Origin of the sequence: Halalkalibacter oceani (assembly GCF_040544555.1) — a bacterium.
Classification (GTDB): domain Bacteria; phylum Bacillota; class Bacilli; order Bacillales; family Bacillaceae_D; genus Halalkalibacter; species Halalkalibacter oceani.
Genome location: NZ_JBEPKD010000026.1, coordinates 37,879 through 60,135, shown reverse-complemented (window position 1 = coordinate 60,135; position 22,257 = coordinate 37,879). Strand labels below are relative to the sequence as shown.

Sequence of the window (22,257 nt, the reverse complement as noted above, 5' to 3'; positions counted from 1 at the left end):
CAGGAGTGTATGTATTTTTCAGGATGTTGGCAAGTGGCCTTTTTTATGTACATAAATTAGCTGCCGTTTCCTACATTTCTAGTGTGCCATAAACATTCATACTTTCTAAGACCACTTCCAAGTTACCATTACTAATATCTAAATTATAAGTTTAAATTCCACTTTACCATCACTTATGATACGGTTCTGCGTACTTTATTAGGTCGTAAAACATCTACAGAAGAAAACCAGAAGGTTATCTTCTTGATATCCTTCCGGTTCTCCTCCATGTGAACTTCTTTTATTAATGCCCTTATTAAATGTTTCTTTTCTTGGTTATCTGCTATTTTAAATAGATGCTCAAAGTTTTGCAAAGCAGTAATAACTTCATCTTTTGTAAGGTTAATTCCTACGCTATCCAATTTTACTTTCAGTTCATTTATGTTACTCTTTATAAGTTCAATTTCTTTTTGAAGGCTAGAAACAAGTCTATTGTAAGCAACTGCATTTATTTTATTTGCAAAGTAATCTTCATCTAATTTTTCTTGCTTTGTTATAGTATTACTAAGTTTCTTTTGATATACTTGCAGATCATCTAATAACGCTTTATTAGGTAAGACATTCTCCTTCTTTAATTCATCTAAAATTCCAACTATAATATTTTCATCATTCACGATTTCTTTAATAAAATTAATTACTTTTGCCTCAACCATATCTTTATTAATTAAATTCGAGCTACATACAGTTTTTCCTTTAGAATGAAAAGATTGACACATATAATAGTAATAGTAACCACCCTTATATTTTTTTGATTTGCTCATTACAGTGCCGGCTCCACATTTTGGACATTTAAGTAGACCTGTCAATAGGAAATTCCCGTTAAAATTTCTATTTGTGGAGTAAGCCTGTTTTTGATATTCATTAATTTTTTGTACTTTATCCCATAATTCTAAAGAAATAATTGGTTGATGTTCACCCTGCTCAGTAATTGGTTCAGATTTACCATTTCTCCTTTTTAAACTCCACTCTTTGTGTTTTCCCCAGACAAGCTTACCTATATAAACTGGGTTGCTTAATATTAGTTTAATACCAGAAATGCTAAAGTTTTTCCCCTTTTTTGTCTTTAAACCTTTGCTATTTAATTTATTTGCAATCGCCTTATATCCATTTTGATTCGCCCTCAGTTCAAAAATTTCTTTAACAATTTTGCTTTCCTCTTCGTTAATAACTAACTTTTTATTAGAAGTATCATAACCCAAAACAATCCCTCCATTCCAACACCCTTTTTCTGCTCTCTTTTTCATTCCTGAATTTACTCTATCAATTATTGTCGCTCTTTCATAACTAGCAAATGTTCCAAGGAGTGAAATGAACATTCTCCCCAATGAAGTAGTAGAATCCATATTAATTGAGGTTATTACAAGCTTTTTACTTTTGGGTAACAACTCCTGGTCAATAAGGTTTAATACATCACTATTATTTCTTGATAACCTATCAACTTTCCAGACTAAAATGGTATCAAAACAGTTGCGATTTAAATCTATAAGCATCCTTTGAATCTCTGGACGGTTAAAGTCCTTGCCAGAGAACCCTCGATCTTCATATATATCATAAACTTTGTAACCTTCTCGATTTGCATATTCCGACAGGGCATCCTTTTGCGCTTCTAATGAATAGCCTTTTTGTTGTTCTTCTGTAGACACACGAGTATATAAAGCAGCAATTTTTTGATTATTCATTGTAAGTCTCTCCTTGTAGTGGCGGAAGGGTTAGGTAAATCCCTTCCCCTCCCTCAATAAAGTTTAATTTGAATTTTTCTGGTTACAATAATTTTTAATAAGGTTGGTTAGTATAGTGATTGTCTCTTGTCGTTTTAAATCTTTAACTGACGATAAAATTATTTTTTCTTTTTTGTCCATTATATTCACTCTCCTATTAAGACCCTTATAGCGCACCGCAATATAATCGACTTTGCGAGAATGGGTTCTCTCGTACGTTTGTTATCTTATGGCTTTAATACACTGGATTTCCTTTTCTTAAGAAAAAAAGTAACTCTTTAACATCTAAGCACTATCCTTGAAACGGCTTTAACATTTCTGTAACTATAGGTGACTGGGATTCTTTTATCCTTTTATTATCTAAAAATAGCGTGAAATTTGTTGGCAATTGGTTTTCTTCATTTAAACTAACATTATGCCAGGAACAACCAGCTTTTTTCAGCAAACGTATTTTCTCATAATAGGTGGGCATACAATAACTTTTTTTGACCTCTGTCTCTCCCAAGGTTGCAAGTTGATACCATACATTAAATAAGCTATTGGCACGTCTTTGACCGTACTCTTTACTTAAGCGTCTTCTTACAGCTGTTACTTCCCTTACAACCCACCCATGGTTCCCATCCTCATTTAGGAATTTACTAACTTGCTGATTATACGTATGAAGGAGATAATCCATAGTAATGTCACTTACAACAGGCTCATGCCCATAATCATGTCTAAGTTTTCTAAATTTAATTTCAACTTCCGTTCTTAAAGTGCTATCTGCTACAAGTTGCATCTCATGTAATTGTGTCTTGTCCAACAAATTTTTTAACCTTTTAAGATCATTCTTTTTAAACTCCATCCCTTTATGATAAAGTTTTAAAGCTGTAAGACTATTTACCATGCTTATTCCATGCCTACCGAAGGTTTGAATCTTTTGATTGGTCTCAAACTTTAATCCATTCAACCATCTAAAAACTTCTTCTGCCGATTGAAAAACAAACGTAGATGCTACATCAATTCTTCTAACCTGCCATTCTTCGGCCTGAGGTAAACTAATCCCCAATTGTTTTTCAATTCGCTGAATTAACCACCTAACAGATGGAAGGAACTGCATCGTACCGCCTAAAATATTATGACCTAACAATGCCTTATGAAGACTGCATTCAATTGTTACAAAGGGTGGGGTTATTTTTTTATAAGGCTTTCTATTCATGAAACCTTTTAATGAGCGTTCCACTTTCACTGAAATCGTTGAATTATACATGCCTTTTAGTTTGACAGTTGTAAATGCATAAATTTTTTCACCTGTCTTTAAATCTATCCCTTGGCGTAACATTCCCCTGTTTTCGATTTGCTCTGCCACTTCTTCCCGTAAAAAAGGCGAGCGTAACTTAACTGTGTCTACTGACATGACTTTTTCCTCCTCATAAATTTTTTAATTACCATAGGTTTGTACTGTGATACTAATGGAACTTTTTATTGTCTTTGCCCCCTACACTAGGATATATAAAATTTTATGAGAGCTTTTTAAGTGAAATTAAAAAGTTTACATACATGAGCTTTTCACGTGCAATTATATATGTAAATCGCTCGGATTCTTTTTTTGAACCCTTCAAATTCCTTACCTCTCTACCTTCCTCAAAATACAAGGAATGGATGCCTGTTAATTTTTAAATCACATGCATGAGGTCCTGTTCTAAAAATGAAAAGACTCAAGCAATAATTAGTCTGCTTGAGTCTTCTCATATTAGTCTTGAATTGCGGGGTGTACCCAGTACTGTGTTGCTACTTGATCCAACCTGTTATAGTCGAAGCTTCCCCAATTAATTTCTGAAATTGATTCTCTTTCTATTGAAATATTTAATACCATAGTAGGCTCTTCATTTTCAGCAGTATCTGTAAAAGGATAATTCCACATTAAACTCACTTCCTCAATATTTTCTAACGAGAATAATTCTTCGAACAAATCCGCTGATTTTGCCAGCCATCCTTTTCGCGTTAAGCTCGGGGTTAGATTATCATTGCCAAAGATCCTTGCAATAATTAACTTATCATCAGGGTCTTCAGTGCCTAAATGATCATTGACTTGTAAATCTATAATAGTAGCAACTCCATAATCCGTTTCTTCCCCGACAATACTTAGTATTATTTCCTTTACTTGCTGGTCTATTTCTTCTTCACTAACTACTATCTCATCTACCACATGTTCAGGATCTATCATATTATTTCCATTTTCCACTTCAGCCGCTGTTTCTGCATCACCAAATCCAAATAAATACCAATATGTAGTCAATAAAATAGTAGCACTACATAACACCCCCACACAAATTATCATACAAGCTTTTAATGGAGACATCGTATCCTCTTTCTTTTCCATAACCCCACCTCTTTTATTTTCATAATCCATTGGTACTCTTATGCGTACCACATCAACTTTAAGTATATGGTAGATTTTTGCTAGAAGTCAACTGCATTTACAGAAGGAGTCCTTATGAATAGATTAGTCGTCATTAAAATTAAAGACTTACTAGAACGTAATAATTTGTCTTTAAGAGAACTTTCACGACTCACTGACATTCGCCATGCAACACTTAGCGAACTTGCCAATCATAAGAGACAAAATATCAACTTCCAGCACATTGAAAAAATCGCCGATGCATTAAATATCACCGATATCCGTGAAATAATTGATTTAGTTCACAAAAAAGACTAGTTTAAAAATCCTTTCCGTTTATTTCGCTCCAATTGTGCTTGTACCTTTCCAAAGATCACCATAGAGATAATCGGATTATGAGTGCCCTTAACAATTAAATCAGCGTGCTTTATTTCGCCAATATAAAATCGGTTATTTAAAATATTTTTAATTGCCATCGTTGAAAATTGATTTCCTCGCTGGGTTCTAATGTTTTCTTCCTTTAAATATCGTTGTACCTTTAAAAGTGATTTTAATTCAAGATACTTTTTAAAGATTATTTGTACTACCCTCATAGTTTCCTTATCTTGCACAATAATTGGCTTAACTACACCCTCCCTTTTCCATTTATATCCTAGAGGTGTGTTTCCACATGCTTTAATTCCAGCCTTTACTTTTTGTATTCTTCCTTTAGCGAGCTTTTTGTTAATATTCAGCCTATCATATTGATCTAACAGCTCGATCATACCATTTATTAAAAAATCATTTGGTTCTTTACTGTAAAGGTTATAATCTTTTTGTTCGATACTAATAACATTTACACTCATTTTCTGTAATTCACGCTTAATTAAAACCTTAGCAGTATCTTCTCTCCATAGACGACTTGTATTCATCACTACTATTGTTTTAATATCTTTCTCCGATAAAGTTGTCAGCAGTCCAGATAGACCTTGGCGCTCAAGTAAAGTGCCACTCACTCCCAAATCTCGAAAAACAGCATCTAAGCTTAGATTGTTATTATCGCAGTATTCCTGAATCGCACTTTCTTGAACCTCTTTACCATAACCCTTCTCAGCCTGTGTTTCAGTCGATACCCGTACATACCCTAGAACCTTTTCCATATACATCCCCCTTCCATTTTTTACCGATATTATATGTTCGATTTTTAAACTCGTAAAGTGTTATGTATAAGATTTTATAAAGTATCCAATTTGATGCCAAAATAAGGTGCTTCAGTTTGCCTTTAATCCCTTAAAATTTTTAACAACTATTTATATTGGCTACAACAAGAAAGACAAGAACTATCTCTAGCCCTTGCCTTAATAAAATCCAGTTATAAATGCTTTTTTTTCAGAAATCATTGTTTCACTCTGCTCTTTTTAATATATATAAATTAATATATATAAATTAATTTTTATTGACTTGCTGTTCACAATGAACTTTATATTCCTCAAATGGTTGACATACATATTCATTATTTAAACTTTTTAATCTTGTTTCTATAGCTAGCAACCGTTTTTCATAAAATTCAGTTGATAAATCATCTCTTTGTTTCCACCTATTACTTATATCAACCATTTCTTTTAAAAACTTAGTAAGTCCATAAACATTATGGTAATCATTATAAACGTTGTCTTTAAGGTCATCTGGTACTACTAAAGTTACGTTATGAGAAGCCAATGCCTCAATAGTATTTTTTGTTATATCTTCGTCTAAGGTAACAAGAAACATTTCATGAGCGCCTGTACGTGTCATTTCTTCTATTACTTCCTGCCACCTTTCTCTTAGTGACGTTTTCATAGATACCAATGCACATTTTCGTCTTTCTTCACTATATTCAGCTACTCCCGGAACCACACAATCAACCAATTTTCCTAACCTATCTGTTTTGAATAGCTTTGAACCAATTACACCTTGGTTATCAAATACTACTCCATTTCGTAACAACAAAATTTCAATAATTACCTCAAACTCTTTCCCTGCTCTGGAACGACGCGAGTTTGTATGACTTTTAGATAACTCAAATAAATGCTCACTATAATTTTCTAAGAAATCAGTAATGATCTTTTTAGGGTCACCTCTATGCCTGTTTAAAGTATCCATAAAATCACTATCTGATGATATTAAATATTCACTTATATTTGATGTTAATTTCCGCTCAGCTTCCGTATATTTTCTCCAACATACCTTTCTTACATAATATAAAATCTCCGTACAATGCTCAAAAAAATAGGTTTGATTATTATGGAAAAATGGTGCCTGTTCAAATACTTCTTCTACCAATTTTTTTGGTTTTGTCATTATAATTGTTCTCGTTTTTTTTACATACTTTTTAAAAGCTTCAATACTCAAAACAACCCCACCTTTATACCTATTTCTTCTATTTTGACCTATTTTATAAAATCTAGCAATAAATAATTGACAATGCGAACGTACGATTGGTATAATTGTGTTACAAACAGGACAACAAGTCCTATTTTTGTCACGGAGGATGCTTATGGAACTTTCAAACAAGATTAAAAATAAACGCAAAAGATTAGGTATGACCCAAAAAGAGCTTGCTGATTCACTTGGAATGGGTAAGCATGGTGACAGAACTATTAGAAGGTGGGAAAATGGAGAATCGGAGCCATCACCAATTGAATATAACGCAATAATGAATTTCCCAGAAAAACCCGCATTCAAGAATGTTAATAATCCAAAGTTTACTATGATTGATTTATTTGCAGGTATAGGTGGTATTCGATTAGCATTTCAAAAACTAGGAGGAAAGTCTGTATTTGCTTCCGAATGGGATAAATTTGCAATTAAAACTTACAAAGCTAATTATGGAGAAACCCCAGTTGGGGATATTACTTTAATTGATGAAAAAGATATTCCAGACCACGACATTCTTTTAGCTGGGTTCCCTTGTCAACCCTTTTCCCAAGCGGGATTAAAAAAAGGCTTTGAAGATACTCGAGGAACTTTATTTTTTGATATTGCACGTATTATTAAAGAGAAACGTCCAAAAGCATTTTTATTAGAGAACGTAAAACAATTAAAAGGGCACGACAAAGGACGTACATTAAAAACTATAATTCAGGTCTTAGAAGAGGAATTAAATTATTCTGTTTATTATAAAATTTTACGTGCTGCTGATTTTGGAGTACCTCAAAATCGAGAAAGAATTTACATTGTAGGATTATATAATCCAAGTGGAGGAAATGAAGTAGGCTTTGAATTTCCTGAACCTACATATGAACCTACTAGAGTAGGTGACATATTAGAATTCAATGTTGACGAAAAATACACGATTTCAGACCGTCTTTACCAAGGACACTTAAGAAGAAAAGAAGAACACAAAAAGAAAGGTAATGGCTTTGGTTTTTCGTTATTTAATGAAGAAAGCCCATATACTAACACGATTAGTGCTAGATATTATAAAGATGGTAGCGAAATTTTAATTGACCAAGGAGACTCGAAAAATCCAAGAAAATTAACACCTAGAGAATGTGCTAGATTACAAGGTTTTCCAGATAACTTTATTATTCCGGTGTCTGATACACAAGCATATAGACAGTTTGGAAATTCTGTTGCTGTTCCTGTAGTAGAAGCAGTAGCAAAGGAACTTCTGCAATCTCTTGCAAAAATGCATGAAAATATTAATAGGAAGGAGTTAGTTAAATTATAGTTTGCAGTTTTAATTCTAGAAAAAGGTTGCGTTTATCTAACTCCTTCATGTTGTTCAGACTTTTTAATTTATATAGGCAAATTGCTAGTAGCTCTAGTATTAAGATATATTCTGAAAGATATTATTCTTTCTAGGGTTTAATTGTGTAGATGACCGCCTAAGGCGGTCTTTTTTACTGTTTTTTTGAATCCCTTACCTTAATAATTATTAGCTAAAAAGCTTTATATTTTAGTTTCATATTTTATAAAGAGTAAGTAATTAAATCTGCCATCAGGGAAAAGTATTATATAAACGCCCTCTGGCCCTTTCTTTATTTAATTTAGCTCTGATTCTCCATCTCATTAATCCTTTTCTATTACAATATTATTATTTAAGGTCTTTAGAGTAAATAACTTTTGAATCGTTTATTAACTTTTGAGTAATCGTTAAGTTCCATGCCCTCATTCTACTATGCCACTTTTTATTTTCAAGAAAATTTTCCCAATTCAATTCTATAATCTTTTCAAGTATATAATCTTCATTAAATTTCACGACTATAATATACTCAAACTTTTGTGATTCTGGTTCAATAGAATTTGGCTCATTTAGTCCATAAAAAACCCCTGTTACTTTTCCTGTAGTAGATTTGATACTATATCTATCACCTTTTACACTTATTGCATCTATATTTTGTGTCCCTATAGGTGCAGGCTGTAACTTTGGCAGACCTGTAGTACTACAATAGTGATTTATTGCAACATATTCACCTAAATCTCCTAATAAGTTTTTACTTCTAATAATTCCGCGTTTTTTTAACTCGTTAATCACTTCACCGTAGGCCTTAATTAAATCGTTATCAGATAAACTCTTTATTAAATCCATTCTTAATTCCCCTTAATAATTATCAATTTAAACAATTAAAGTCTCTTTAATCTAAGCGCTTCGACTTGTTTTTCAAGTATCTTATATCGCCCCATCTCTAGCCTGTTAATGCCCCCCCCGATATCATACCGTAAAATTCCAATTCGACAGCTTTGTACTTTTCTCAACGCTTTATTTAAAATAATGTCATCATAGTCTAGGTTTGCTCATATGTACTGTAAGTTGTATCTTCCTGTTTACCATCACTTGTGATACGGTTCCCCCCGCAGAATCCGAAACGCCCGATACACCTGCTCCAATAAAATCAACCTCATAAGCTGATGGGGAAACGTCATTTTTGAAAAGGACAACTGTTCATCGGCACGTTTCAGCACATCTTCGCTAAGGCCGAGAGAACCGCCAATGACAAAGACGACTTTACTTTTCCCATAAGTAGCGAGTTTATCTATTATATCGGCTAATTCTTCTGAGCTTTTCATTTTTCCATCGATGGCAAGTGCAATAACATGGGCGTCGGGTGGGATTTTGGCGAGGAGTTTGGCGCCTTCTTTTTGTTTGATAAGCTCACTGTCGGCGGGGCTGAGGTTTTCGGGTGCTTTTTCGTCGGGGATTTCGATGATGTCGAGCTTGGCGTAGGCGCTGAGGCGCTTTGTGTATTCGGCGATGCCTTGTTTTAAGTATTTTTCTTTTAGCTTGCCGACGGCAAGAATTGTGATGTTCACAGTGTTTGTAACTCCTTTCGGGGAAGGTTATCCACAGCAGTTATCCACATATCAACATTGTGGATTGTGATTATTCGGCTTCTACCTTATATTTGGCTGTTTTTTCACAGAAGCTGCATGCTGTGGATAACGTTTCTTGCTCTGTTAGAGCGGTCATGATTGGTGCGCTTTCGTGCTCGTCGACGACTGTGTCGAGCGCGATGTCAATATGGTCGTGGCAGGCATAATAGGTCATGATAATCGTCCTTTCTCTAGTCCGCTTCCATTATAGCATACCCATTTCTAGCCTGTGGATAAAATTATATGAGCTTAAATTAATAAAACAAAAAACCGGCCGCAAGCGATTTGAGCTTGTAGCCGGTTTCTCATCTAGTTAAAAATTTTGCTGTTCGGCGAGCTGAACTGTGACGGTTTGCTTACTGCCGTCCCGGTATACGGTGACTTCGACCTCGTCACCGATCTCGCGTTCTGTATATAGGAATTTGCGGAGAGCGTGACCGTCGCCGATTTCTTCGCCGTCAATCTCTACGATGACATCATACTCCTGCAAGCCGGCGCGCTCCGCCGGTGACATTGGCGTGACGCTTGTGACGACGACACCTGCTTTGACACTTTCAGGCAGCTTCAATGTTTCCTGCCAGTGGAAGCTAGGGATTTCCGATAGCGAACGGATGCCGACGCCGAGCTGTGGACGCTGAACTTCACCATAGCGCTCTAAGTCCTCAATAACCGGGAGGGCAATTCCTGTTGGAATCGCAAAGCCGATTCCTTCGACGGCGCCTTGGGCGATTTTCATCGAATTAATCCCGATGACCTGGCCTTCAATATTGACGAGGGCGCCACCGCTGTTCCCCGGATTGATCGCTGCGTCTGTCTGCAGTACTTCGGCATGCCAGTCTACCTGGCCATTTCCTGTTAAGTCAACAGGGATGCTGCGTTCTGTCGCACTGATGATTCCTTGTGTTACAGAGCTGGAGAAACGCAGCCCGAGAGGATTGCCGATTGCGATTGCCGGTTCTCCGACACGCAGCAAGTCTGAGTTGCCGAATTCTGCGACCGTTTCGATGTTGCTGCCGTCGATTTCAAGAACGGCAAGGTCGGTAATCACATCTGTTCCTAACAGCGTGGCCGGGACGCGCGTGCCATCTGCCAGACTGACTTCAATTTGATTGGCTCCGTCAATAACGTGATGGTTGGTGACGACGAAGGCTTTGTCGCCCGCCTTTTTGTAAATGACGCCTGATCCGGTGCCTTCTCCCGCTTCCTGGGAAAAGACGCTTGACTGATGCATGTTGATTACTCCAACTACGGCATCAGACACATTTTCTACTGCTTTCACGACATCAGAATTCACGTTGACATTGACCGTTTCCAGCCCTTCCTGAGGGATGTTCGGTTCGATTACCTCATCACTCGTATCATTATCTGCAAGACTGTACGGTAATAGACCAGCATTTGAAAAGACAGGTAACATAAATAAAACAATCAGACCCCCGACAATAGCACCAAGAAAAGCCGATAGGCCAGAAAAGCGTTTTAAGCCTTTCTGTCTAGTAGGACGTTGATAATCTTGTTCGTCGTAATAACCCATGACTGGCACACCATCCTTTTTTTATATGATGTATTTGTTTCTTATTATAATATCTGCTTTTTAAAATGCTACTTCGATTCCTGCTTTTCGTATATTTTTGATACTTCTACTATAATTCCCAACAAAAATGACGCATAACCATGTAAAATGAACGAGGAAAAAGGACCTTCACGCTCGGTAGATTAGTCGATCAGCTTGATACGTGCGATAAATGATTGACAACCGCAGATAGAAAATTTATAGTGAAATATGCGATATTGAGAATCATTATTAATTAAATCTATGAGGAGGTCGGGAAATGAAACATAAGCTTTTTATCCTAATGTTGATATTGATGCTCGCCTTTATCAGCGCTTGCGGCAGTGAGACCAATTCGACTGATACTGGTTTAGACGATACACATACAGCCGATGAGGCGGACAATTCGGAGACGGTTACATATGAATCGGAAAATGGGCCGATTGACGTTCCGGCAAATCCACAGCGGATCGTCGCCTTAACAAATGCGCCGAATGTATTGGCGCTTGATGGCGCAATCGTTGGTGTTGATCAATGGACGAACATGAACCCGCTTTTCACCGAAAAATTAACGGATATTGCCGTCGTTTCCGAATCGGATCTGGAAACGGTTATCTCGCAAAAGCCGGATCTGATTATTGCCGGTTCGACGACCGAAAATCTCGACCAATTGGAAAAAATCGCCCCGACCGTCGTCTATACATGGGGTAAGCTCGACTACTTGGAGCAACAGCTTGAGATTGGCAAATTGCTGAATAAAGAAGAGGAAGCGCAGCAGTGGATTGACGACTTCTCTGAGCGGGCGACAGAGCTTGGTGAAGCGGTAAAAGCAAAAGCCGGCGAGGATGTCACGGTGTCGGTGCTGGAGACGAACGGCAAGGACTTTTCCGTCTTCGGTGATGATTGGGCACGCGGTACGGAAATTCTCTACCAGGCGATGGGACTTGGAATGCCCGAACTGGTGAAAGAGAATGCGTTAGGCGAGGGCTATTATATGCTGTCTCAGGAAGTGATCCCGGAATATGTAGGAGATTATATCGTCCTGAGCAGAAACCAAGGGGAAGACAATGCTTTTATGGAAACTGAGATGTGGAACAGCATTCCTGCGGTGCAAAATGGTCATGTGATTGAAATCGAGACAAAAGCGGTAACCTACAGTGACCCAATTACACTTGAATACTTGCTGGACATTTTTGCAGAAGGCTTCTTAGACGGCGAATAAGCGCTTGTGGCGGTTACGCTCATTGCTTGGAGGCCGGCGCAAAAGCTTTTCCCTTTGCCCAGTTCTCTATTAAGATAAAAAATGCCTCACAAGAGAAAGTACTCCTTGTGGGGCATTTTTTTAGGAAACGACAGCCAGTGCTGTTGGGGTGTGCGGGTCGGTATCGTAGAGCTCAAATTGCTCGCCGACAGCCATTCCTTCCTGCTTAAGCACTTGCTCGACAGACAGGCGTGCGAGGTCTTTCATATTATTATCGAGACTGAGGTGGGCGAGATAAATCCGGCTTGTTCGATCACCGATTACTTCAGAAAGAGCAAGCGCGGCATCCTCGTTGGAAACATGGCCGACATCGCTTAAAATCCGTCTTTTCACATTCCACGGATAGCGTCCCATCCGCAGCATATTTAAATCATGATTCGATTCAAAGATGTACATATCGGCATCGCGGATCGTCCCTTTAATTCGCTCGCTGACATAGCCCATGTCGGTTGCCAGCACGAGCTTTTTTCCTTCGTGATGAAAGCAGAAAAACATCGGTTCAGCCGCATCATGGGAAACCCCGTATGTCTCGACATCCAGATCGCCGAATGTTTTCACTTCACCTGTGCCGAGCGTGAACTTCTGCTCGACTGGAATCGTGCCAAGCTGGCCGTCCATCGCCTGCCACGTTAACTGATTGGCGTAAATCGGCAGCTTATGCTTTCTGGCAAAAACGCCGACTCCTTTTATATGGTCACTATGCTCATGACTGACAAGTATCCCGTCGAGCTCTTTCGGGTCGCGGTTAATATGGGTAAACAGTTCATCCATCTTCTTGCCGCTTAAGCCGGCATCGATTAAAAGCCGCTGCTTGTTCGTTTCCACATAAATCGCGTTCCCCGTGCTCCCGCTGGCAAGTACACTAAAGCGCAGTGTCATCGAAACACCCTTTCTACGTTATTTGCTGAACAGAGCCTTCTATCGCGTTGACGAGGTACGTCTCATCCTCGACCATCACTCTCCACATTGGCGCAAAAACCTGGACGCCGCCTTGGGGGCTGAAAAAGCTGTAATAACCAAATTCAATGCTGGAAATGGTCTGATTGGCTCTGATTAATTGGTCATTTAACAAGACTTCCAATGCCTTTAAGCTGGATAGCATTTCGCGCTCACGGCCATCAAGCTCTTCAAACTCATAATAGCTCTGCTCATAGCCGATGATTTGCTGGCTCTCGTCAAACCAAAGCACAAGCGGATCTTCATCAAATGTGTAGGCCGTTTTATCCTTAAATGTCTGATAGAGTTTCATCTGCCCTGTCTCAGGGTCAAAGTGGCCGTAGCGGTACTCGTCTCCCTGATACACATACGTCGTCAAAAAGGTCTGTAGCTCCGTCCAGAATTGCTCAGACGTTGTCGGGTACGGCTCGAGCAGCTCGGAGATAATTTCGCCCCCTTCTGTCAGCCTGAGGCTTTGCTGCTCCGCCAGTCCAGCGGCAGCCTCCTCTGTGAGCGGTACCTTTTTGCTGATGACATGACGGCCGAGCAGCTCTTCTTCAGGAAGTTCGGCTTCAATCGTCACGTTCATTTGATTCAACCTCTCCTGAATCGTCGCCTCGGTTATGACACTAATTTGATTGGCGCTGTTCGTTTCAACGAGCTGCCACGTCAAAAATAAATTAAGGATAAGGAAGGTGACGATAAAGATTGTTTTCGTTTTACTCCAATCCATCCGCTTCTCCCCCTTCCTCATTAAACGTTATTTTCTGCCAATGGTTATCGTAGAGAATAAACCAATATGGATTTACCGTTACAAAAGAAGGGTTCGGCATAATCATTTCATAGCCGACCGTGACTTTCTCTAAACGCTCGAAATCAAAAAATTCCTGGTCACGCAGCCGCTCAACGAGCCTTTCGCCACTCGGCAGCTCAACCTCCTGCCGTGCATCGATCGGACTGGCGTCCAAATCAAACAACGGCCGGGAATAGCTTTCAATTTGATTGCCAGAACGAGTCGTCGAGAGCTTCATTTGATCAAGGCCCTGAAAGGAGATGACCGGTAAGTCATTGACATGCATCCGGTATTCAGCTTCATCGCGCGCCTCGGTTGACACCCAGCTCGACAGTAAATATTGATCGGACCAGCCGCCATGGCCGTTAATAAATTCATAGCTGCTTAAAATGATGTGTTTGCTGCTCCGCTCCTGTGTGTCTGAAAAAATCGGATTATTATACTCCATAAACAAACCGTTATTGTTAATATTAATAATCCGGTTTCCATCTGTATAAGACTCTTCACTGCCGGACTGGCGATAATATTTGACCGAATCGGGATCGGTAAATAACGACTGCCTGAAAAACTCACCCGGAATTGGCGAAACGGTAAAAGATAACCGCTCAGCTGTAAGTGGTACATTCGGGATATAGATCGCTTTGTTAGTAGATTGCAGCGCCTCATCTATTTCTGACAAAGCCGTCACAGCCGGGTACTCCTCAATTCCGCGGACAACCTTTTCTTCAAGTTCGCCTGGCGCAAGCGTTGTATCAAGCTCTACTATAGGCTCATCTTCACTTGAAAGCAGCTGCATCCGGACTTGCTCCGACTGCTCTTCAATATAGACATACAAGCGGTTCACCGCTGTGATCGGAATACTCATTTCTTCCCGGTCAACCTGAAACAATCCGAGAAAAATATCAATCGGCAAGGCGGCAGGAAAAACAAACTCAATCCCACCTTCTGTCCCCTCCTTCGGAAAAGGACCGGCCGACATCAGTTCCCCTTCATCGAGACTGGCGTTGAGCAGGCTTTGATAAAGCTCTTCAAACTCTGCCGCTTCGCGCGGAATCATGCTATGCTGATCTCCATAATGAATCACCATCTGCTCAGGTAAGATCAGATCCGTCAGCCTTTTCTCTTCACTCACAGCTTCATTCGGCACATAGCGCGTCGTATCATCAAGCAGGGCGAAGTTTGGCTGAAAGGTCCAGAGCTTCCATGTCAGCACCATGCTTAAGCCGATGAGCCCGATTAACAGTCCGGTTTTGATATGCTCGTAATTCATTCCTCTTCCCCCTTGAATGTGGAATAAGGCAATGTAAAGTAGATCGTCGTTCCTTCCCCATATTCACTTTGAACCCAGATTTCACCGCGGTGCGCATGGACAAGCTCCTTGGCAATTGCCAGCCCGAGGCCTGTCCCGCCGACGCTTCTCGCTCTTGCTTTATCAACGCGATAAAAGCGGTCAAAGATTTTCGCCTGATTTTCCCGGGGAATACCCATCCCCTGATCAGAGATGCTTACCCGGACATTGTGGCCTTGATGAAGCAAGGTGATAACGACATTTCCTCCTTCTCCTTCAGGCGAGTATTTCATCGCGTTGGAAATAATGTTGTCGAGCACCTGTGTCATTTTATCGCGATCAATTTGCACATACGTCGGGTGCGCGGTAATCGCCCGCGAAAATTCGATATTTTTTTCCTCAGCAATCATTTCAAACCGGTCAATGACGCTATGTAAAAACTGGCCAAAATCGACCCATTGCAACGTCAGGCGATAGTCTCTGCTGTCAATCTTCGAAAGCTGGAGCAAATCATTGACGAGGCGGATCATCCGCTCCGTTTCATTTTGTGTCACTCCTAAAAAGCGCGGCGCAATCTCCGGATCAGTGATCGCTCCATCCTCAAGCGCCTCCAAATAACTTTTCATCGTCGTCAGCGGCGTCCGCAGCTCATGCGAGACATTCGCGACAAACTCTCGCCGCTCCTGTTCAATTTTTTCCTGCTCTGTCACATCATGCAGCACCGTAATCAGACCATTAATCGGACCGTTTTCTTCCTGTATCACGGAAAAACTGGCTTCCAGCATATATTCGCTTTCATCGGTACTGAAATCGAGCAAGACGGAGTCGGATTGATCGTACAAATCATAAATCGCAAAGCTCTCCGACAGCTTCAGCACTTCAAGAATCGGCTGACCGATTACCTGATAGCTGGCAACAGACAGCAGCTCCTCGGCCCGCTTATTCAGCAAAATGATTCGTCCACGTTCATCGGTCGCAATGACCCCGTCGGTCATATGAGTTAACACGGATTTCAGCCGCTTCTGCTCACGGTCGCGCGTCACTGTTGCATCCTGTAATTTCATCGTCAGCTCGTTAAACGAAATCGCCAGCTGACCGATTTCATCTGTACTGTAAACCGTTACTTGACGGGAAAAGTCTCCATGCCCCATCCGCAGGGCCTGCTTTCGCATATCAATGATCGGCGCCGTGATCGTCCGCGCCAATAGGACAACAAGCAAGGCGGAAATCGTTAAAGAAATGAACGCCCCGCTCGCCAGGATGCCGTTAATTTCCTGCACTTGTCCATAAATTTCTTCAATCGAAGCTTCAATGTAAAGCGCGCCAATCGGCCCATCATCGGTCGTAATCGGCACAGCGAGCACAGCCATCCGATGACCTGTGTGCCGGTCGCGCAAAATCGTTTCATCGGGCATCCCGATTAACGCGCGAGTTACCCGGACTTCCGTGCTTTGCTGACCGACGATATGTCGGTTTTGAAAGTTGGAGGTACTGATTACAACCCGATTCTGGTCAATGACCTGAACCTCCGCATTTTCAATCGAGAAAATATCACGCAGCAATGACCGGATATCTGTTGTCAATGTGCTCCGGTCTTCGCGGACCTCCGTCATTTCCTGAGCCAGATTATAGGCGAGGAGGTTGCCCCGTTCTTTCAATAAGTCGACATGGTTGGCGACAAGCTGATCCTCCAGCTGCCGGGTAAAGTAGACGCCGATAATTTGCATCGCAATTAAAAGGAGAAGAACATAAATAATAATCAGCTTAAAGCGAATCGACTTAAAAAAGCCAACTTTTCTGTTCATTTACGATTGCTCCTGTTTTTCCGGGGAGGACAGATAGTACCCGACTCCACGCCGTGTGATGATCCAGACTGGAAAGCTCGGGTTATCCTCGACCTTCTCGCGCAAGCGCCGGACGGTCACATCGACGGTCCGTACGTCACCAAAGTAATCATAGCCCCATACTGCCTGGAGCAAATGCTCTCTCGTCATAACCTGCCCGAGATGCTTGGCCAAATAATGAATCAGCTCAAACTCACGGTGAGTCAGCTCGATCGTTTCCCCGCGGCGTTTTACCTGGTACGCTTCCGGGTAGATCGTTAAATCACCAACGACAATTTCCCGCTGCGCGTTCGTTTCTTCCCCGCTCACTTTATGGCGACGTAAGTTAGCCTTGACCCGCGCCAGCAATTCCCGTGTACTGAAAGGCTTCGTCACATAATCATCAGCACCAAGCTCAAGCCCGAGCACCTTATCAATTTCGGAATCCTTTGCCGTCAGCATAATAATCGGCGTATCGTATTTTTTACGAACCTCGCGGCAAACTTCCATTCCATCTTTATGAGGAAGCATAATATCAAGCAGAATCAAATCAAACGACTCGTTGCTGACCGCCTCAATCGCCTGCAGCCCGTCATAGGCGCATGTAACAGCAAAACCTTCCTTCTCAAGATTAAACTTTAATATATCTGCAATCGGTTTTTCATCATCGACAACTAAAATTCGTTTATCCATTCAGAATCTCTCCCGTTTTCAAGTAGTCTCCCTCACATTCTAACACATTAATGCTCTTTCGTTTTTAAGAACGATTTCCCAATTCAGTCCTGTACTCTAAATGTATTAGAAAAGGCTATCTTCAAAAGATAGATTCACTCTTTTGAGATAGCCATAAAAAGCTTATTTTTACCGATTCAAATAATCCATCGGGTTTTTCAGCTGTCCATTTTCGGTTACTTCAAAGTGAAGATGAATACCGGTCGAATTTCCGGTCGTTCCCATAACACCGATTTTCTGCCCTTGGGCGACGGTTTGGCCAACCTGGACGTCAATCGAGCGCAGATGGGCATACAATGTTTCCATTCCGTTGTTATGATTAATCTTCACGACATTGCCGTAGCCTCCTTGCTGGCCGGCAAAGGTGACCGTACCGTTATCAGCAGCAAGAATATCGTAGTTGCTCGGACGGGCAATGTCGATTCCGCGATGGAATCTTCCCCAGCGGTTCCCCTGGTAGCTTGAGATATAGCCGCCTACAGCCGGCCAGCTCAGCTCGCCGGTACCGCGTGAAGGCATTTCCTTCGTTCCTCTCACAACGACTTTTGTAACCGGCTCTTGAATGATTTCTTCCTGTACTGCTTCTTTTTTAACAAGCTGACCATTTCGTTCCGTTAATTGATAATCGACAAGCTGCAAGCCGTTCTGGCCCGGTTGGGTCACCTTCTGATCGCCCTTCCACATCGATTCATCTTCTTTCACCTCGATTTGGAAAGGAATCTCTTCTTCCACCGACTTTTTCATCGTTGAGATGACTTCCATATAAGGTTCATAGGCAGTAACCTTCAGTTCTTGTCCGATTTGCAAAACCGTCTCTTCAGTCAGCCCTTCATTTAAGTCGAGCAGCTCAGCTGTTGTTAAGTCGTGTTCATTGGCAATGCTGCCGAGAACATCGCCTTCTTTTACCTCGTATGGCTGCTCTTCCAGTACCCCTTTTGTCAGCTTTTTTACAGCTTCCTTTACAGTCAGAACATTTTCCGGACTTGTCTTTTGCGCGACCTGTACGACGTCCTCACTCAATTCAACATCAACGAGCTCAGTCTCTCCGACTTCTGCCGCTGAGACAGTCGTTTCCTCAGTCTCACTAGCCTTCGCGGCCTCTTCGATTTCGAGATACTTCTCATATTCCTGTTCATCAACGAATTGCGTAATAAAGCTCTCAAGCGTCTTGTCGGCCTCTTCCTCCGTTGGCAAATAAACAGCAGCCTCTTCATTCACATAAATCGCCACCGCTTCCGCCTCAACAGACAACTTCTCCTTTAATGCAGCGAGCGTTTGTTCATCCATACTCTTTTGGTGAAAGACGAATTCAGGAATAATTTCGACCTGCTCAGCAATCTGAAGCGAGTAATCCGGATATTGCTCCTGATAGGTTTCTACCATATTTTCAACCAGGCTGTTATACTTTTCTTCATCTAGCAAATAACCGACGTGGTTTCCATCGACATACACATGATAAATCGTATAGATCAGCTTTCCATCGGCTTTCACGATTTGTGCCGCAACGATCATCATAAGCAGCATAAGACCAATCAGTACTTTTTTTCTCCTATTCAAAGAGCCTATGTTCGTAGAGCTCATCTATAAATTCCCCCCGTAAAACTCCCCTTCCGTATAGAACCAGGAAGGATCCCTTACTATCCCCTGACACGACAGTACAACAATGGTTGACACTATTCGTCAACCTTCTCCATTCTAGCATACTATTAAGGTCAGGGGTCAAATGAAAAAAAATGATAAAAGATTGTAATATTGTTGTTACATTACTAGAATTTTAGCTAAATTTGGAAGTCGCTTTTTGAATTTCCCCGCCTATTGTCGTGACAGTGCCTCCGGCTAAAGATTCAGCGCAGCCTGACAAATGAAAAAATCCACACAGATACCCATGTGGATTTGAGAAGTGCCGGCCAGAGGACTTGAACCCCCAACCTACTGATTACAAGTCAGTTGCTCTACCAATTGAGCTAGACCGGCATGGTTTAGATAGTATTCCTTACTTTATGCTGAGACTGTGTCTCTTCCTCTTGCCTGATTATGCTCCGATGCGGGCTGCGTCGAGACAACTCGCCGTTTATTCGACGATGCTTTTGCTCGTCTCTACCAATTGAGCTAGACCGGCATGGTTTAGATAGTATTCCTTACTTTATGCTGAGACTGTGTCTCTTCCTCTTGACAGCTTTTGCTTCGATGCGGGCTGCGTCGAGACAACTCGCCGTTTATTCGACGATGCTTTTGCTCGTCTCTACCAATTGAGCTAGACCGGCATGGTATAGACAGTGTTCCTTATTTTATGCTGAGATTGTGTCTCTTCCTCTTGCCTGATTATGCTTCGAGGCAGGCTGCGTCGAGACGACTCGTTGAAAATAAAAATGGTGGCTTGGGACGGAATCGAACCGCCGACACATGGATTTTCAGTCCATTGCTCTACCGACTGAGCTACCAAGCCATTCTGTATAGGATATGAGTAAGGAAATGGCGGTCCGGACGGGACTCGAACCCGCGACCTCCTGCGTGACAGGCAGGCATTCTAACCAACTGAACTACCGGACCAATTTCGCTAAAATATGTATGGTGACCCGTACGGGATTCGAACCCGTGTTACCGCCGTGAAAGGGCGGTGTCTTAACCGCTTGACCAACGGGCCAGTGAACGTAAACATGGTGAGCCATGAAGGACTCGAACCTTCGACCCTCTGATTAAAAGTCAGATGCTCTACCAACTGAGCTAATGGCTCCTAGCTCCCTCGCTCAAATGTTGCATCTCTTTGTTGAGGATGGCATCTTCAAATGAGTGTTATCTTAGCGACAAGATTTATAATAGCATAGCGCCTATCGATGCGCAACAATTTTTTTGAAAAAGTTTTTATTTCCCGGATCGCGTTCTGATCCGTACTCTTTACAGGATAGCGAAAAATGACGCCCGATGCAAGTGCTTTTCCAATCAGAACGTAAAGATGATGTGGCAAAGCTGTTTCCTTGTTGGCACACCGCTCAAACGGGTGTAAAAGCAAAGAGAAAAAAACATATGGCAGGAACGGAGGCGTCCGCTGCAGCGCGGTCAGCGGACACCATTTCCTACTTCATTTATTTAGGCAAATACACCGCGTACTAAATTCGTTTGACTGCGATCCGGTCCGACAGAGAAGATCGTTAACGGAATGCCTGTCAATTGCGAAACGCGTTCAATGTAATGACGGGCATTGACTGGAAGCTCACCTAATGACTTCGCGCCTGTGATGTCCTCATCCCAGCCTGGAAGCTCTTCGTAAACAGGCTCGCATTCCGCCAGTACTTTTAAGCTGGCCGGAAATTCTTCCATGATCTCGCCACGGTACTTATAAGCCGTACAAATTTTTAAAGTTGGAATGCCTGTCAGCACGTCAATTGAATTAAGAGAAAGATCAGTAATGCCGCTGACACGACGAGCGTGACGAACGACGACGCTGTCAAACCAGCCGACACGGCGCGGACGGCCTGTTGTCGTACCGTATTCATTTCCTACTTCACGAATCTGGTTTCCGATTTCATCATGAAGCTCTGTCGGGAAAGGACCATCTCCAACCCGCGTCGTATACGCCTTTGAGACACCGACCACATGGTTGATTTTGGAAGGACCAACGCCTGAACCGATCGTAACGCCGCCGGCAATTGGGTTGGACGATGTAACAAATGGGTATGTCCCCTGGTCAATATCAAGCATAACCCCCTGCGCTCCTTCAAAAAGCACGCGTCTTCCTTCATCAAGGGCGTCATTCAACACAACCGATGTATCACAAACATACTTTTCAATCTGTTGGCCGTACTCGAAATATTCTTCCAGAATCTCTTCCTTTGTAAAGCCTTCCACTTCATAATACTTCTCAAACATGCGGTTCTTTTCAGCTAGATTACGCTCAAGCTTCTCTTCAAAGACTTCCTTATCAAGCAGATCGGCAATCCGGATACCGATTCGTGCCGCCTTATCCATATAAGCCGGGCCGATCCCTTTCTTCGTCGTGCCGATCTTATTTACTCCTTTACGGTCTTCCTCGACGATATCAAGCTTTAAATGATACGGAAGAATCACATGGGCCCGGTTGCTGATCCGCAAATTGCTCGTATCGACATTGCGCTCATGCAAGTAAGCGAGCTCTTCGATAAGCGCCTTCGGATCAATCACCATCCCGTTTCCAATAACACATCTTTTATCTTTATAAAAAATCCCTGATGGAATCAAATGAAGCTTGTATTTTTCTCCTCCAAAGACAATCGTGTGACCAGCATTATTTCCACCTTGGTAACGAGCAACGACTTCCGCCTTTTCAGAAAGATAATCTGTAATTTTTCCTTTTCCTTCATCTCCCCATTGGGTACCAACGACTACAACTGATGACATTTGATGCACCTCCACCTTAACGATCATATA

General features: G+C 41.5%; 19 protein-coding genes and 5 tRNA genes. 3 read left to right on the top strand and 21 right to left on the bottom strand.

Translation table 11 applies throughout. The features are described from left to right. Positions 1–173 precede the first annotated feature (173 nt). From ABMB67_RS19740 to ABMB67_RS19730, 3 genes are all read right to left on the bottom strand, one after another. Entirely contained in the window at positions 174–1,718 is a 1,545-nt protein-coding gene (locus ABMB67_RS19740; RefSeq protein WP_354573109.1) for a recombinase family protein, read from the bottom strand. A 331-nt stretch (positions 1,719–2,049) separates the two neighbouring features. Further along, positions 2,050–3,153, bottom strand: a complete 1,104-nt coding sequence (locus ABMB67_RS19735) for a phage/plasmid replication protein, II/X family (protein ID WP_354573108.1) — start codon at positions 3,151–3,153, stop codon at positions 2,050–2,052. Between the two features lie 336 nt (positions 3,154–3,489). Beyond that, positions 3,490–4,119, bottom strand: a complete 630-nt coding sequence (locus tag ABMB67_RS19730; RefSeq protein ID WP_354573107.1) for a hypothetical protein — start codon at positions 4,117–4,119, stop codon at positions 3,490–3,492. 114 nt (positions 4,120–4,233) lie between these two features. On the opposite strand from ABMB67_RS19730, the gene ABMB67_RS19725 reads away from it, so the two are divergent. Further along, the gene (locus ABMB67_RS19725; RefSeq protein ID WP_354573106.1) at positions 4,234–4,455 is read left to right on the top strand and encodes a helix-turn-helix domain-containing protein; all 222 of its coding nucleotides are present in this window, start codon (positions 4,234–4,236) and stop codon (positions 4,453–4,455) included. Here the strand turns inward: ABMB67_RS19725 and ABMB67_RS19720 are convergent. Together ABMB67_RS19720 and ABMB67_RS19715 are read right to left on the bottom strand one after the other, a co-directional pair. Further along, positions 4,452–5,276 carry a recombinase family protein gene (locus ABMB67_RS19720; protein ID WP_354573105.1) on the bottom strand — a complete coding sequence of 275 codons (825 nt, stop codon included), beginning with the start codon at positions 5,274–5,276 and terminating at the stop codon, positions 4,452–4,454. The two genes, ABMB67_RS19725 and ABMB67_RS19720, sit on opposite strands and share 4 nt — an antisense overlap. A gap of 286 nt (positions 5,277–5,562) precedes the next feature. Continuing rightward, positions 5,563–6,507, bottom strand: coding sequence for a type II restriction endonuclease (locus ABMB67_RS19715; RefSeq protein ID WP_354573104.1), 945 nt, complete (start codon positions 6,505–6,507; stop codon positions 5,563–5,565). Positions 6,508–6,652: 145 nt separating this feature from the next. On the opposite strand from ABMB67_RS19715, the gene dcm reads away from it, so the two are divergent. Next, positions 6,653–7,828, top strand: coding sequence for a DNA (cytosine-5-)-methyltransferase (gene dcm, locus ABMB67_RS19710; protein WP_354573103.1), 1,176 nt, complete (start codon positions 6,653–6,655; stop codon positions 7,826–7,828). A gap of 366 nt (positions 7,829–8,194) precedes the next feature. Here the strand turns inward: dcm and ABMB67_RS19705 are convergent, their stop codons facing one another. The 4 genes from ABMB67_RS19705 to ABMB67_RS19690 form a co-directional block, all read right to left on the bottom strand. Next, on the bottom strand, positions 8,195–8,689 hold the full coding sequence (locus ABMB67_RS19705) for a hypothetical protein (RefSeq protein ID WP_354573102.1): 495 nt from the start codon (positions 8,687–8,689) through the stop codon (positions 8,195–8,197). A 242-nt stretch (positions 8,690–8,931) separates the two neighbouring features. Further along, entirely contained in the window at positions 8,932–9,411 is a 480-nt protein-coding gene (rlmH, locus tag ABMB67_RS19700) for a 23S rRNA (pseudouridine(1915)-N(3))-methyltransferase RlmH (protein WP_354573101.1), read from the bottom strand. 70 nt (positions 9,412–9,481) lie between these two features. Then, positions 9,482–9,646 carry a CxxH/CxxC protein gene (locus ABMB67_RS19695; protein WP_251195518.1) on the bottom strand — a complete coding sequence of 55 codons (165 nt, stop codon included), beginning with the start codon at positions 9,644–9,646 and terminating at the stop codon, positions 9,482–9,484. Between the two features lie 138 nt (positions 9,647–9,784). Then, positions 9,785–11,002, bottom strand: a complete 1,218-nt coding sequence (locus ABMB67_RS19690) for a S1C family serine protease (protein ID WP_354573100.1) — start codon at positions 11,000–11,002, stop codon at positions 9,785–9,787. 298 nt (positions 11,003–11,300) lie between these two features. Between ABMB67_RS19690 and ABMB67_RS19685 the strand changes: the two genes are divergently transcribed. Then, positions 11,301–12,242 carry an iron-hydroxamate ABC transporter substrate-binding protein gene (locus ABMB67_RS19685; protein ID WP_354573099.1) on the top strand — a complete coding sequence of 314 codons (942 nt, stop codon included), beginning with the start codon at positions 11,301–11,303 and terminating at the stop codon, positions 12,240–12,242. 120 nt (positions 12,243–12,362) lie between these two features. Here the strand turns inward: ABMB67_RS19685 and ABMB67_RS19680 are convergent, their stop codons facing one another. The 12 genes from ABMB67_RS19680 to ABMB67_RS19625 all read right to left on the bottom strand — a co-directional run bounded on the left by ABMB67_RS19680 (position 12,363) and on the right by ABMB67_RS19625 (position 22,227). After that, positions 12,363–13,160 (bottom strand): MBL fold metallo-hydrolase, encoded by a 798-nt coding sequence (locus ABMB67_RS19680; protein ID WP_354573098.1) that lies wholly within the window; start codon positions 13,158–13,160, stop codon positions 12,363–12,365. Positions 13,161–13,173: 13 nt separating this feature from the next. After that, entirely contained in the window at positions 13,174–13,950 is a 777-nt protein-coding gene (locus tag ABMB67_RS19675) for a two-component system regulatory protein YycI (RefSeq protein WP_251224643.1), read from the bottom strand. Further along, a complete protein-coding gene (locus ABMB67_RS19670; RefSeq protein ID WP_354573097.1) occupies positions 13,937–15,280 on the bottom strand; it encodes a YycH family regulatory protein in 1,344 nt (447 codons plus the stop codon). Before ABMB67_RS19670 ends, ABMB67_RS19675 begins: the two co-directional genes overlap by 14 nt. After that, the gene (gene walK, locus ABMB67_RS19665) at positions 15,277–17,103 is read right to left on the bottom strand and encodes a cell wall metabolism sensor histidine kinase WalK (RefSeq protein ID WP_251224645.1); all 1,827 of its coding nucleotides are present in this window, start codon (positions 17,101–17,103) and stop codon (positions 15,277–15,279) included. The genes ABMB67_RS19670 and walK overlap by 4 nt, the downstream gene beginning before the upstream one ends. Continuing rightward, positions 17,104–17,814 (bottom strand): response regulator YycF, encoded by a 711-nt coding sequence (gene yycF / locus ABMB67_RS19660; protein WP_251224646.1) that lies wholly within the window; start codon positions 17,812–17,814, stop codon positions 17,104–17,106. A 168-nt stretch (positions 17,815–17,982) separates the two neighbouring features. Continuing rightward, complete coding sequence (locus ABMB67_RS19655; protein ID WP_354573096.1) at positions 17,983–19,434, bottom strand: peptidoglycan DD-metalloendopeptidase family protein; 1,452 nt, start codon at positions 19,432–19,434, stop codon at positions 17,983–17,985. 320 nt (positions 19,435–19,754) lie between these two features. Continuing rightward, positions 19,755–19,827, bottom strand: a tRNA-Thr gene (locus tag ABMB67_RS19650). Positions 19,828–20,223: 396 nt separating this feature from the next. Next, positions 20,224–20,299, bottom strand: a tRNA-Phe gene (locus ABMB67_RS19645). Between the two features lie 27 nt (positions 20,300–20,326). After that, positions 20,327–20,403, bottom strand: a tRNA-Asp gene (locus ABMB67_RS19640). Between the two features lie 19 nt (positions 20,404–20,422). After that, positions 20,423–20,497 (bottom strand) — tRNA-Glu (locus tag ABMB67_RS19635). A 14-nt stretch (positions 20,498–20,511) separates the two neighbouring features. Further along, a tRNA-Lys gene (locus tag ABMB67_RS19630) sits at positions 20,512–20,587 on the bottom strand. A 353-nt stretch (positions 20,588–20,940) separates the two neighbouring features. Then, positions 20,941–22,227, bottom strand: a complete 1,287-nt coding sequence (locus ABMB67_RS19625) for an adenylosuccinate synthase (protein WP_251224648.1) — start codon at positions 22,225–22,227, stop codon at positions 20,941–20,943. Between the last annotated feature and the right edge of the window lie 30 nt (positions 22,228–22,257).